General features: G+C 57.9%; 14 protein-coding genes. 12 read left to right on the top strand and 2 right to left on the bottom strand.

The genetic code is table 11. The features are described from left to right. Positions 1 to 322 precede the first annotated feature (322 nt). Positions 323 to 769 carry a hypothetical protein gene (locus F4V43_RS12560; RefSeq protein WP_150458571.1) on the bottom strand — a complete coding sequence of 149 codons (447 nt, stop codon included), beginning with the start codon at positions 767 to 769 and terminating at the stop codon, positions 323 to 325. Positions 770 to 992: 223 nt separating this feature from the next. Between F4V43_RS12560 and F4V43_RS12555 the strand changes: the two genes are divergently transcribed. From F4V43_RS12555 to F4V43_RS12530, 6 genes are all read left to right on the top strand, one after another. After that, positions 993 to 1856 carry a Ku protein gene (locus F4V43_RS12555; protein ID WP_150458570.1) on the top strand — a complete coding sequence of 288 codons (864 nt, stop codon included), beginning with the start codon at positions 993 to 995 and terminating at the stop codon, positions 1854 to 1856. 3 nt (positions 1857 to 1859) lie between these two features. Further along, positions 1860 to 2768 carry a DNA ligase gene (locus F4V43_RS12550; RefSeq protein WP_150458569.1) on the top strand — a complete coding sequence of 303 codons (909 nt, stop codon included), beginning with the start codon at positions 1860 to 1862 and terminating at the stop codon, positions 2766 to 2768. Between the two features lie 35 nt (positions 2769 to 2803). Further along, positions 2804 to 3652: a non-homologous end-joining DNA ligase gene (gene ligD, locus F4V43_RS12545; RefSeq protein WP_150458624.1), complete on the top strand. Its 849-nt coding sequence runs from the start codon at positions 2804 to 2806 to the stop codon at positions 3650 to 3652. A 103-nt stretch (positions 3653 to 3755) separates the two neighbouring features. Then, complete coding sequence (locus F4V43_RS12540) at positions 3756 to 4076, top strand: iron-sulfur cluster biosynthesis family protein (protein WP_150458568.1); 321 nt, start codon at positions 3756 to 3758, stop codon at positions 4074 to 4076. 135 nt (positions 4077 to 4211) lie between these two features. Further along, on the top strand, positions 4212 to 4739 hold the full coding sequence (locus F4V43_RS12535; protein WP_150458567.1) for a PadR family transcriptional regulator: 528 nt from the start codon (positions 4212 to 4214) through the stop codon (positions 4737 to 4739). 164 nt (positions 4740 to 4903) lie between these two features. Beyond that, the gene (locus F4V43_RS12530; RefSeq protein WP_150458565.1) at positions 4904 to 6073 is read left to right on the top strand and encodes a YhgE/Pip domain-containing protein; all 1170 of its coding nucleotides are present in this window, start codon (positions 4904 to 4906) and stop codon (positions 6071 to 6073) included. Positions 6074 to 6156: 83 nt separating this feature from the next. Here the strand turns inward: F4V43_RS12530 and F4V43_RS12525 are convergent, their stop codons facing one another. Further along, positions 6157 to 7539: an MFS transporter gene (locus F4V43_RS12525; RefSeq protein ID WP_150458623.1), complete on the bottom strand. Its 1383-nt coding sequence runs from the start codon at positions 7537 to 7539 to the stop codon at positions 6157 to 6159. A gap of 122 nt (positions 7540 to 7661) precedes the next feature. Here F4V43_RS12525 and F4V43_RS12520 point away from each other — a divergent pair, with 122 nt between their 5' ends. From F4V43_RS12520 to F4V43_RS12495, 6 genes are all read left to right on the top strand, one after another. Further along, positions 7662 to 8564 carry a LysR family transcriptional regulator gene (locus F4V43_RS12520; protein ID WP_150458564.1) on the top strand — a complete coding sequence of 301 codons (903 nt, stop codon included), beginning with the start codon at positions 7662 to 7664 and terminating at the stop codon, positions 8562 to 8564. Positions 8565 to 8701: 137 nt separating this feature from the next. Further along, a complete protein-coding gene (locus tag F4V43_RS12515) occupies positions 8702 to 9430 on the top strand; it encodes an amino acid ABC transporter substrate-binding protein (protein ID WP_411898462.1) in 729 nt (242 codons plus the stop codon). A gap of 36 nt (positions 9431 to 9466) precedes the next feature. Next, on the top strand, positions 9467 to 10126 hold the full coding sequence (locus F4V43_RS12510) for an amino acid ABC transporter permease (RefSeq protein WP_150458562.1): 660 nt from the start codon (positions 9467 to 9469) through the stop codon (positions 10124 to 10126). 15 nt (positions 10127 to 10141) lie between these two features. Then, positions 10142 to 10885: an amino acid ABC transporter ATP-binding protein gene (locus F4V43_RS12505; protein ID WP_150458561.1), complete on the top strand. Its 744-nt coding sequence runs from the start codon at positions 10142 to 10144 to the stop codon at positions 10883 to 10885. Positions 10886 to 10957: 72 nt separating this feature from the next. After that, positions 10958 to 11431 (top strand): GNAT family N-acetyltransferase, encoded by a 474-nt coding sequence (locus F4V43_RS12500; RefSeq protein ID WP_150458560.1) that lies wholly within the window; start codon positions 10958 to 10960, stop codon positions 11429 to 11431. Positions 11432 to 11508: 77 nt separating this feature from the next. Continuing rightward, a complete protein-coding gene (locus F4V43_RS12495; RefSeq protein ID WP_150458559.1) occupies positions 11509 to 12093 on the top strand; it encodes a TetR/AcrR family transcriptional regulator in 585 nt (194 codons plus the stop codon). The last annotated feature ends 22 nt before the right edge of the window (positions 12094 to 12115 follow it).

Genomic DNA, 12115 nt, shown 5'->3' with positions numbered 1-12115 from the left:
GATGTCCTCCTCCTTTTGTAACCCAGTTTATTCGGACAAGAAGGAGACTAGGACTATCCGGAGCAAAAAAAGCCCGGCAAATCGCAGGATTCGCCAGGCAGGTGGAAGAGAGCCGCGAGCGGCTGGAACTGCTTTTACATCGACAAGGCCTTATTCGCAGCGGCGATTGACGGCAGAGAGCAGCTTGGGAAGGTCGCAGGCCGGATGCAGTCCCTGCTCCAGCCTGAGGATGAATACCTTGGCATGCTGCGCAATAGCGGCAAGCAGCTGCGGGTTTGGGAATCATAAATACTCGATGTATATCCTCCTTAGGCGGTATGCATCAGCCTATTCCGCGAAGGGAGGAGGGATGATCGGACTCCGGTTGAAGCTGTATCTGCTCCCGGTAGCCGGCAAGCGATTCGTCAATAATCCGGCCGATCAGAAGCGGATCGGCATCCCAGAGGAGAGCCTGCGCATACTGCCAGGCATTCTCCTCGATGCGCAGGCGAATCCCGGCTTCTTCCCGTTCCGTAAGCGGGCCGTCCAGGGCATCCGCCAGACCGGGAAGCTCCCGGTCCTGGGCATGGCCCAGTTCATGGGCAAGAACTACCTCGATATATTCCTTCAACCGCTCCGTCGAACCGAACAGCCGGACGCACTGGGCAACAATCGATGCCTTGTACAAGAAGACCGTGTGGCTGTCCAAATGGTATTTGCCTCCAACCAGCCGCTTGCCGGGGAAGCGGGGCTCAATGACCACCGGTATGTTTTGGCGGGAACGGCTCACCAGATCGGCTGCCGTCCGCTCGAATAATTCGTCTTTCAGATGCCTCGACCCGCTTTCACTAAGTTGTCTTGATTCCAGTGTACGCCGTTTTGAAACCGATTTTTAATTAAATTTTGAACAAAATGATGACAATTCCGGAAATGACCCGCCACGCCGCTTGATTGCCGCCTTGCCGCTTCGGTTAATGAATGTACAAAGAGCGAACCGAAGGAGGCGAACGGGCATGCAGACGATCTGGAAGGGAGCGGTCAGCTTCGGGCTGGTCAACGTTCCCGTCAAAATGTATACCGCTACGCATGACAATGATATTCCGCTGCGGATGATTCACCGCAAGCACAACGAACCGATCCACTACAGCCGGACGTGTCCCAAGTGCGAACAGGAAGTCGCCTGGGAGGATATCGTCAAAGGCTATGAATATGAAGAAGGACACTACGTCACCTTTGACAAAGAAGAACTGGATGAATTGGCCTCGGAGACTTCGCGTGAAATCCGCATTTTGGATTTTGTCGATCTGGCCGAGATTGACCCGATCTACTATCAGCGCACCTATTATCTGTCGCCCGAAGAGACCGGCGCGCATGCCTACAGGCTGCTGGTCGAGGCGCTGAAGTCCACGAAGAAGATCGGGATCGCCAATGTCACGATCCGCCAGAAGAGCAGCCTTGCGGCGGTGCGCGTCGTCGGCGACGTGCTGTCGCTCGTGACCATGTTCTACGCGGAAGAGATCCGCGACCGCAAGGAAATCCCGAACCTGCCGGAAGCCGAGAAGGTGGACCGCCGGGAGCTGGATATGGCCCGCATGCTGATCGACCAGCTGACCGGCAGCTTCGAGCCCGAGAAATACAAGGATGAATACCGGGAGCGCCTGATGGAAGCGATCGAAGACAAGATCGAGGGCAAGGAAGTCAAAGTCGCCCCGGAAGTGAAAGTAACGAATGTGCTGGATCTGATGGATGCTCTTCAAGCCAGCCTGAAGCAGCTTCAGCCCTCCGACCACACTGACAAGAGCGCTTCCTCGTCCGCCGGCGGCGCCAAGAAGCCGGAGAAACGGCGCAAGCCGCATAGTAAGCGGACCGGAGCTTAGGCCGTGCAGGCTTTTGTGCCGATGTCGCCCATCCTGGTCCCGGAGCTGCCGGCGGGCCCGGAATGGGCGTACCAGCTCAAATGGGACGGCTTTCGGATGATTGCGGCGGTGCAGGAAGGCCGGGCGGCGCTGTGGTCCAAAAAAATGCGGCCCAAGGGCGCCGTCTATCCCGATTTGACCAAGGCGCTGGCCCGGCTTCCGGGCCGCCTGGTACTCGACGGCGAAGCCGTGATTCTGGACCCGGCCACGGGACGGCCCAGCTTTCAGCAGATGCAGAAGCGCGACAAGCAGCAGGACCCCGGCGCCATCGCGGAGGCCGCCCGGCGCAGCCCGGTCCAGTTCGTGCTGTTCGACCTTCTGTACGAGCAGGGGGAGGATCTGCGCGGGCTTCCCTGGGAAGAGCGCAACCGGCGTCTTCAGGCCCTTGCCGCAGGCTGGGGGCCGCCTTTTTTTGTCGCGGACAGTCTGGAGGACGGGGCGGCGCTCTGGAGGTGGGTGGAGGAGCACGGCTGGGAAGGCGTCATTGCGAAACGGAGAACCAGCCCTTACCGGGAGGGCAAGGAGCATGGCGACTGGTACAAGCGCAAGCTGTCTTTTCGCTATGAGGCGCAGGCGGTGGCGGTGCTCTACAAGGAAGGCCGGCTCTCGAGCCTGGCCATGATCCGGGAGGGGCGCTACTTCGGCCGGATTTCCTCCGGACTGAACGAAGCGGCCAAGTCGCAGCTGGCCCGGCTGGAGATGGACGGCTCCGCGCACGATTACTTCCCGGGGGCGCTGCCCGAAGGGCTCCGGGGGACGGTCATCCGCTGGCTTCGCCATCCGCTCGCCGTTACGGTTACTGGGCGGGAACGGACGGAGGTAGGCCTGCTGCGCCATCCCAAGCTGCTGGAACTGGAGGGGATTCCGCTGTGAACGTCACGCTGGAAGTGGAAGGACATCTCATCGAAATGACCCATCCCGACAAAATACTCTGGCCCCTTGCAGGCATCCGCAAAGCGGATTATCTGCGCGCCCTGGTGGAGCTTGCCCCTTATCTGATCCCCTACTGCCGGGACCGGTATCTGACTACAATCCGCTATCCCGGCGGGGTGGAGGAGAAACACTTCTACCAGAAGAACGCGCCTTCCCCGCTGCCTGAGTTTGTCTCAACGGCGGAATATAACGGAGTGCGGTACGTGCATCTCGATTCGCTGCCGACCCTGCTGTGGCTGGGCAATCTGGGAGCGCTGGAATTCCACCCTTCCTTCGACCGGATCGGAAGAAGCGACGCCGCGGAATGGGTGCTGGATATCGACCCCAGCGAAGGCCGCGAAGCGGGCGTGATGGAGGCGGTCTCGCGGATCGGCGATACGCTGGAGGGTCTGGGGCTGTCTTCGGTGCCGAAGACGTCGGGGGCGGACGGGGTACAGATTCTCATTCCGCTGACGGAAGGCTATTCATTCGGCCAGCTGCACCGGCTCGGAGGGTTCATGGGTCACTATTTGGAGGATAAATACCCGAAGCTCTTTACCACCGAGCGCCGGCTGAAGGACAGACAGGGACGGTATTACGTCGATTATGTCCAGCAGGCTGCCGGCAAAAGCCTTGCGGCGCCGTATACGCCGCGCGGGCGGAAAGAGGCGACGATCAGCACGCCGCTGACCTGGGAGGAAGTGCGGGGCGGCGCAGATCCGCGCGCCTTCCATCTGGGCAGCATCGGAGCGCGGCTTGCGGAGAAGGGCGATCTTCTGGCCGGGGCGCCGCGCCAGAACCTGGACGCCATCCTGAAATTCATCGGCGCGGCTTCGGAGTCGTGAAGAGGCTTTTGTCACAATTGGAGTGACTCCTGTCACACGCATCAGAGAATTGTTCATCCTATACTCGGTGAACACTACACGAACGAAGAGGGAGCGAGAGCGTATGCGCATTGAGCTGGATACCTTGACCGAAGAGCGTCTCCGACACAGCCTGAAAGGACGACCGGGGATATTCAAGCTGTATTACGATACGGAGGATTGCGGCTGCAACGGCGTGCTGGTTATTCAGATCGTGGAAGAGCCGTATCCGACCGATATCCGGATTCAGGAGGAGCCGTTGGCCTTCGTCGTGGACCGGCAGCAGGAGAGCCAATTCGACGAAGAGATGCGTCTGCGGGCCGATCCGGACTATCCGTCCTATTCGCTGTCCAGCGACGGAACCTGGTTCGGCGTGAATATCCGGGTGAAAGACTTGCGGCCTTAGGGCCGCTGTTACTCACTGCCCATCGGGACAGGCTGCTTCTTTCGACATGGAAGAGGCAGCCTTTTCATTTATCCCCCTTTATGTTACGTTAGGTAGAGGTTCAGGCCCCGAAATAACAACCAAGGAGATACAAATATGTCTCTTCAGATTGCCGTGCTGGGCATGCTTTGGGACAAGAGCAGCCATCCCTATGAGATCAAGAAGCTGATGCTTCGCTACAATCTGGATCAGGTGGTCAGCATTACGGACGGCGCCCTGTATTACAGCTTTGCTTCCCTGGTCAAGAAAGGCTATGTAAGCCCGATTGAAGTCGTTCACACCGATAACCGTCCCGACAAGACGATGTATGCCATTACCGATAAAGGACGCCAAGGGCTTGTGGACGAAATATACAAAAGCTTCAAGAAGAGCACGGACCTCAAATCGCTCTCGCACGTGCTTCCCTTCCTCAAGCATGCCGACAGCGACAGGCTGGCGATTCTGATCGAGGACACGATTGAGAAGCTGGAGAAGCGGATTGCATTTATCGAGACGCATCGCCTACTGTTTCCCGAAGCGATCAGCCAGGAAGAAATTCAGCTGCTGGCCCAATATTCGGAAGAAGGGCTGCGAAGAGAGAAGACCGCGTTTCAGGAGCTTTTGAAGATTGTCAAAGCGCATTGAGGAGGCGTTTACATGCCAGGCCTTATCCGGATTTGGACGGATAAGGCCTTTTTGCTGCGAGGAAGGTTCGGACGAAAGCCGATTGACATCTTAAATTTAAGGAGTATAATCTAACCAGTGTACTTTAGACAGAGTATTATAGATACCAAAGTGGAGGTTGGAGAATGAAATCATTTTTGAAGAACAAGGGGATTATGGCCGGTGCCTTCATGATGCTGTTCTACCAGATCATTATGATCAGCATCTTCATGTGGGGCTACAGCGCTGTCCCGAAGAATGTAACGGATCTGAAAGTTGCCATTGTCAATGAGGATCAAGAGACGGGAGCCCGATTGGCTGCGCAGCTGAGCGGGAACTTGCCGTTCAAGCTGGTAGACGGCTTGTCGCTGGAGAAAGCCAAGACGGAGCTGAATGAACGCGATTTGCAGCTGGTCATTCATATTCCGCAGGATTTTACCGCCAAGATGACCGCCCAAGGCGAACAGGCCAACCTGGACTTCCTGGTGAATCAGTCCAATTCGCAGATGATTACAAGCAGCATTCAGAACGTTGTGAATCAGATCTCCAAGCAGCTTGTGGCCCAGACCCAGACCCAGAGCTTCACGGCCTTGCTGGAGCAGACGCAGATGCCGAAGGAGCAGGCAGAACAGACGGTGAACAGCGTGATGAACAAGATTTCGCCGAACATCATCTCGACCCATGTGCCGCCGGCAGGCATGCATAACCTGATGGCGCCGATGTTCCTGTCCATGGCTTCCTATGTAGGCGCCATGATTTATTCGATGATGAGCATCGGAGCGCTCAACAAGCTGAAGGGCCAACTCGGCAAAGGCAGAGCCTTCCTGTCTCTTCAGGGCGTCAACGTGCTTCTCTCGCTGATTGTGCCGCTCGTCGGCGTCTCGATCTACTTCGGCATTCACGGGTACGGAGCTGAGGCCTTCATCAAGACCTGGCTGACGCACTCGCTGGAGATGTTCGCCGCCATTGAATTCACGAGCATATTCTGCATCCTTGCCGGCCAAGCAGGCATGCTGATCAATATGCCGCTCGTGCTGATTCAGAGCATCGCTTGCGGCGCGGCCATTCCGCAGGAAATGATGCCGGGCTTTTTCAAATTCATGAGCTACATTTCGCCGATGTTCTACAGCGTCCATCTGGATTACAATACCCTCTTTGGCGGCGGTGGCACTTCCGGGTACCTCACAGGCCTGGCGCTGCTTGCAGCCGGGGCGCTGCTCGTCAATACGGTCATTCACAGTCTGAAGCCGGCCGGGGCCAAGAAGGCTCCTGCGGCGGAAGCCGAAGCGGCAGGCGTGCCGTCCGTGCAAATGTAACGGTGCATGTGTAACCAACGGATTCTTCCTTAACTCTTAATAAGCGGGCTGCTGTCCTTTAAGGATAGCAGCCCGTTTGCGGTCTAACGTCCATCTTCCTTCTCCGGCTGGTGTCTCCGGCTCAAGATCAGAAGCAGGAACGCGACGGCAGTCAGTCCCCCGCCCAGCCAGCGCAGCCCCGCCGCGGTGAACCGGTCGCCCATAACCAGGCCGATCAGCAGGGAAGCCAGGATGGTGCCCAGATAGCGCGACGTATTGAAGACGCCGGAGGCGACGCCGATGATTGTCTTCGGCGCGCTTCGGAACAGGGCGGCCTGCATCGCCACACTGTTCAATCCGTTGGCAGCTCCAAAGGCCGCCAGAGACGCCGCTATCCCTAGAAACGAGGAATGGCTGGTGACCGCGGTCAGCAACAGAGAACCCAGCGTCATCAGGACGGCGGCGCCGGTCAGCGCGGGACGGGGCCCGGAACGGTCTACCCACTTGCCGGCCGCGGGGGCGACTGCGAGAGAGCATAAGCCCAGGCATAGCATGAGAAGGCCCGTCTGATACTCGCTGAGGCGGCGAACCGTCTGCAAGAAGGGCGGCATGCCGAAGAACAGCGAGTAATAGAGAAGGTTGACCAGCACGTATTCCAGATTCACCCGGTACAGAGCCGGGTTCTCATGGAAGGTTCGAAGCGGGATGAACGGCGACGGAGAGCGGTACTCATGCCGAACGAAGGCGATCAGCAGAACGGCTCCCAGGCTCATCAGGCTAATCGCAGCCGGACCGGCATGTCCCGAAGACTTGGCGGACAGAATGCCCAGCAGCAGGGCGGTCAGTCCAAATGCGAAGAGAAGCATGCCCGGAATGCCCAGTGTCGGTATCCGGCTGCGCAGCGCAGACAGTCTGGAATTGGCCGGAAGCGGCGCATCATCCGGGACCACCTTGCGGGCGAGCAGATAACCGGCCGCCGTCAGCGGCAGATTGACGAGGAAGATGGCTTCCCACCCTCCCCAATAGGTCAGAAGTCCGCCGACGAACGGTCCCACCGCCGCTGCGCCCGACAGGAAGAGGGACAGTGCGGACAAGGCTGCGCCGGACTTGGCGCTGATATGAATGCGAACCAACGCCATTCCGACTGCGGCCATCATGCTCGTTCCGATAGATTGCAGGATGCGCAGAGCGACCAGCCAGCCGAAGCCGGGAGCCAGCGGCGCGAGCAGGGAAGCGGTGAATACCATCGTCTGTCCTGCCAGAAATATCCGCTTCGAGCCCCATACGTCGCTTGCCTTGCCCATAACGGGCTGCGCAACGGCGCTTGCGATATAGAAGGCAAAGATAATCCAGGAAGCGGACGTATATTCCATTCCAAAGGTTCGCTGAAGCCGAATCAGAGCAACGGAGATCATGGAAGAGTTCAGCGGATTCAGCATGATGCCGAGTCCGACGGCCAGCAGCAGCCATTTCTGTCTTGAATTCATCATCCTCAACCTCCTCGAATGGAATGAAAAGTTACCCTTCATGCTACTCTCCTCTGCTGATTACTTCCAACGCATTATATGTTATATTATCATTTATCGGGGAGAATGAAGGAGGGGCAGAAATGGAATTACTGCAGCTTCAGTATTTTGTGGAAGTAGCCAGAATCGGGCATGTCACCGAAGCGGCGAATCGTCTGCACGTGACCCAGTCTTCTCTCAGCAGGACGATTCACCGGCTGGAAGAGGACCTCGGGGTGCTTCTCTTTGACCGTATCGGGCGCAGAGTCCGGCTGAACGCCAATGGCGCGCGCTTCCTTGAACGGGCCCAGCGGGCGTTGTTTGAATTGGAACAGGGGCGGCAGGAGCTGAGCGGCCAGAGCGGGGCGGCTAGCGGCACGCTTGAGCTTGCCGTCAATACCGCCAGCATGCTGCCGGCCATCCTTGGCGAGCTGCGGGGCAGAGAGCCCTCCATTCATTTTCATGTCCAGATGATGCCTCTCGATGAGATGGCGGCCTGCCTTCGGCGGGGCGAAGCGGACTACTGTCTGGTCTCCCCGCTGTTCGAGCAGGAGGACATTCAGTGTGAACTGATCCATACCGATCCGATTGTCTTGGCGGTTCCCGCGGAACACCGTCTTGCCGGTCGCTCGGCGTTATCTCTTGCCGACATTGGAGAAGAGGAGCTGGTTGGGGTCAAGAAAGGCTACGGGACACGCGATCTCATCGACTCTCTGTGCCGGTCGGCAGGCGTAACGCCGCGGTACATCTATGAAGGGGATGAACCGGCGCGGATTCTCGACCTGGTCGAAGCCGGAATCGGGGCAGCCTTTGTACCGGGCACCGCCCGGGATTACCGCAGAGCCGTGGCCTATATCGGCTTCGAGAATGAAGATCTGGTCCGGGAGATTGCGCTGCTGCGTCACCGTGGACGTTACTTGTCCGATGCGGCCCGGAAGTTCCGCGATGTTGTGGCCGATTATTTTGAACGAAGCAGGAACGGAAGGACAAATCACCCAGAAGAGTAAGACTTCTCTATCGACGGATCTCCCCTGCTATGTTATTATGATAAACTGATAACGTGGTAGTGAACTAAAGCGGGAGGCCTAGAGAGATGAGAAGAAGAGGGATAGGGAGTTTAATTGCAGTTATTGGACTTACAGCCATGACGCTGCTGTCGGGATGTTCGGGCTCGGAGAACGGGGAGGGCAAGCTCGTCATCGGCATTGACGATAAGTTCGCGCCGATGGGCTTCCGGGACGACAACAACGACATCGTCGGCTTTGATATTGACTATGCCAAGGCGGCAGCAGAGAAGATGGGCCGTGACGTGACCTTCCAGCCGATTGACTGGTCCGCCAAGGAGTCGGAGCTTAACAGCGGCCGAATCGACATGATCTGGAATGGCTATACGATTACGGACGAACGCAAGGAGAAAGTGCTCTTCACGAAGCCTTATCTGGAGAACAGCCAGGTCGCCGTCGTGCTGGCGGATTCGCCGCTTGCCAAGCTGTCCGATCTCGCCGGCAAGGAAATCGGGCTGCAGAGCCTCTCGTCGGCATCAGACGCGCTGGAGGCCAGTCCGATCAAGTCCGAAGTCGGGAAGGTCTCGGAGTTCCCGGACAACGTTCTGGCCCTGACGGATCTGAAATCCAAGCGTCTGGATGCGGTGATTATCGACGAGGTCGTAGCCGATTACTACATGTCCAAAGAACCGGGTACGTTCAAGGTGCTGGATGAGTCGCTCGCTCCCGAACAGTACGGCGTCGGCATCAAGAAGGGCAACGATGAGCTGCTCGGAGATCTGCAGAAGGCGCTGGACGAGCTAAGCAGCGACGGAACCGCCGATGAAATCTCCACGAAGTGGTTCGGAGAGAATAAGGTACTGAAATAACGAAGACATTGCTAGACTTGGGAGTCGGTTGAAGACATGAATCTGGACTATATTATCCAAATCTCCGGTCCGATGCTGGAAGGCGCCCGGACGACGATCCTGCTCTTTCTGATCGTAATCGTCCTGTCGATCCCGCTCGGAATGCTGGTCACCCTGATGGCCCGCAGCGCGGTCAAGCCTCTGGCCTGGATCGCGCACACGTACATCTATGTCATGCGCGGCACGCCGCTGCTGCTCCAGCTTCTGTTCTTCTGCTTCGGACTGCCGCAGATTCCGGTCATCGGCCCGCATCTGGTGCTGGACCGGTTCGTGGCGGCCAGTCTGGGCTTCATTCTGAACTATGGCGCCTATTTCGCGGAGATCTTCCGCGGCGGCCTGCTCTCCATCGACAAAGGCCAATACGAGGCGGCGCAGGTGCTGGGTCTGAACCGGTGGCAGACGCTGCGCAAGGTCGTCCTGGCCCAGATGTTCCGCGTTGCGCTGCCGGCGGTCGCCAACGAGTCGATCACGCTGGTCAAAGACACGGCGCTGCTGTACGCCGTTGCGGTTCCGGAGCTGCTGAACTATGCCAAGACCGCCGTGAACCGGGATTTCACGGTGACGCCGTTCGTCGTCGCAGGCGTTATCTATCTGCTGATGACCCTCGTCCTGACCCTGCTGTTCAAGGGACTCGAACGGCGGTTTAAATATGAATAGAAGGAATGGCCGCGTATGGGAAGCATAATTGAAGTGGAACAACTGCAAAAGTCATTCGGCGCTCTGGAAGTCCTGAAAGAGATTACCTTTGAGGTGAATCCGGGCGAAGTTATCGCCGTCATCGGGCCCTCCGGGTCGGGCAAGAGCACTATGCTGCGTAGCCTGATTCATCTGGAGGAAGTGAACGGCGGAACCATCCGGATTCACGGCAAGCCGCTGGTCGAGAAGGGCGGCTATGCGGAGAAGCATCAGATCCGGGAACTGACCGCAAGCATGGGAATGGTCTTTCAGCATTTCAATCTGTTCCCGCACCTTACCGTCCGAGGCAATCTGGAGCTGGCTCCGCGCACGCTGAATCGCGGCAGCGACGAAGCTATCCGGGCGCGAAGCCTCGAGCTGCTTGCCAAGGTAGGGCTGGCGGACAAAGCAGACTCGTACCCGTCCATGCTCTCGGGCGGCCAGAAGCAGCGGGTGGCCATTGCCAGAGCGCTGATGCTGCAGCCAGAGATTCTGCTGTTCGACGAACCGACCTCGGCGCTGGACCCGGAGCTGACCGGCGAGGTGCTGCGGGTCATCCGGCAGCTTGCCGAGGAGAACATGACCATGCTGATTGTGACGCATGAAATGGCGTTTGCCCGGGATGTGGCGGACCGAATCTTCTTCATGGACCGGGGGGAAATCGCCGAATCGGGAACCCCGGAAGAAATCTTCGGAAGCCCGCAGACGGAGCGGACCCGGGCGTTCATTGGGCAGGATTAGAGCGGTATGCTGGCGGCTGTTCCTTCTCTTGCAGAAGGAGCGGCCGCCTATTTATATGGGGAGGAAAATACCATGATACGGACGATTACACCGGCAGACAACCCCGGTATCGAAACGATTATCCGCCAGTGCCTGATTGAGTTCGGAGGCAACCGGGAAGGACTGGCCTGGCAGGACGAGAGCTTAAACCGCTTATCGGATTATTATGAAGCGGAGGGACGGGCTTACTGGGTCGCCTTCAGCAGCACCGGCCGTATGCTGGGCGGCTGCGGCATCGCCGAATTCGGCTCTCCGGAGCAAGGCGTCTGCGAGCTTCAGAAGATGTATCTGCTTCCCGAGGCGAGAGGGACGGGTGCGGCGGCGATTCTCCTTCGGACCGCGCTGGAGTTCGCCGAGCAGCATTACCAGTCCTGCTACCTGGAGACGCTTCAGACAATGGAAGCGGCGAACCGCTTCTATCTCAAGCACGGCTTCCGTCCGCTCCCGGCCCCGCTGGCCGGGTCGGAGCATTTTGCCTGCGATGCCTGGTATATGCGCAAGCTGTGAAGGCTGTGTTGCAGGCCGGAAGGATAGGATCCTATAATGTAAGACATGAAGAAAGCAGGGAGAAGGAGCAGCAGAAGATGAGAGAGATGAAGAACGTAGAGGAGCGGATTCTGGACCGTGCGCTGTATTTGATGGGGAAGAACAAGCGATGCGACATTTCCATCCGGGCCATTGCCAAGGAAGCCGGAGTCAACGTAAGCGCGATTAATTACTACTTCCGGACCAAAGAGGAAATGCTTCGGCTCGTGAAGGAATTCTACATCGGCAACACGCAGGCGGTGCTGGACATTCTGAAGGACCGGACGCTGGAAGACGAGGAGAGGCTCCTGCTGGCGGCCAATGAAATTATGGAATATGCGCTCCGGTTCCCCGGGAATATGGTGATCCACACACATTCCCTTACTGCTGCCGCTTCCGACGAAGCTTCGGCAACCATTGTGAGTCTGTCGGAAGAGATCGGTCTGCTGCTGCAGCAGGCGCTCGGGCGAATCGCACCCGGAGACGAGATGGCGCTGCATTTTAAGTATGTCATCTTCACTTCTTCGGTGAATTACCCTGCCGAATCCGAAGAAATGGCGCCCTCTATCCAAGACTTGCTGGAAGACAGGGAAGGACGTCTGAAGTATCTCCGTCTGCTCCTGGATTCCTTGAAGGCGGTCTAGCCGGGGATGAGGTTCGCAGAAA

The sequence above is a fragment of the Paenibacillus spiritus genome (genome assembly GCF_008710135.1).
Taxonomy (GTDB): Bacteria; Bacillota; Bacilli; order Paenibacillales; family Paenibacillaceae; genus Paenibacillus_AQ; species Paenibacillus_AQ glufosinatiresistens.
This window is presented reverse-complemented; position numbering and strand designations above follow the sequence as displayed.

Coding starts and splice junctions, on each gene's coding strand:
- F4V43_RS12530 (WP_150458565.1), top strand. CDS start 4,904: ATGAAATCATTTTTGAAGAACAAGGGGATTATGGCCGGTGCCTTCATG.
- F4V43_RS12500 (WP_150458560.1), top strand. CDS start 10,958: ATGATACGGACGATTACACCGGCAGACAACCCCGGTATCGAAACGATT.
- F4V43_RS12540 (WP_150458568.1), top strand. CDS start 3,756: ATGCGCATTGAGCTGGATACCTTGACCGAAGAGCGTCTCCGACACAGC.
- F4V43_RS12515 (WP_411898462.1), top strand. CDS start 8,702: ATGACGCTGCTGTCGGGATGTTCGGGCTCGGAGAACGGGGAGGGCAAG.
- F4V43_RS12535 (WP_150458567.1), top strand. CDS start 4,212: ATGTCTCTTCAGATTGCCGTGCTGGGCATGCTTTGGGACAAGAGCAGC.
- F4V43_RS12555 (WP_150458570.1), top strand. CDS start 993: ATGCAGACGATCTGGAAGGGAGCGGTCAGCTTCGGGCTGGTCAACGTT.
- ligD (WP_150458624.1), top strand. CDS start 2,804: ATGACCCATCCCGACAAAATACTCTGGCCCCTTGCAGGCATCCGCAAA.
- F4V43_RS12510 (WP_150458562.1), top strand. CDS start 9,467: ATGAATCTGGACTATATTATCCAAATCTCCGGTCCGATGCTGGAAGGC.
- F4V43_RS12495 (WP_150458559.1), top strand. CDS start 11,509: ATGAGAGAGATGAAGAACGTAGAGGAGCGGATTCTGGACCGTGCGCTG.
- F4V43_RS12505 (WP_150458561.1), top strand. CDS start 10,142: ATGGGAAGCATAATTGAAGTGGAACAACTGCAAAAGTCATTCGGCGCT.
- F4V43_RS12525 (WP_150458623.1), bottom strand. CDS start 7,539: ATGAATTCAAGACAGAAATGGCTGCTGCTGGCCGTCGGACTCGGCATC.
- F4V43_RS12520 (WP_150458564.1), top strand. CDS start 7,662: ATGGAATTACTGCAGCTTCAGTATTTTGTGGAAGTAGCCAGAATCGGG.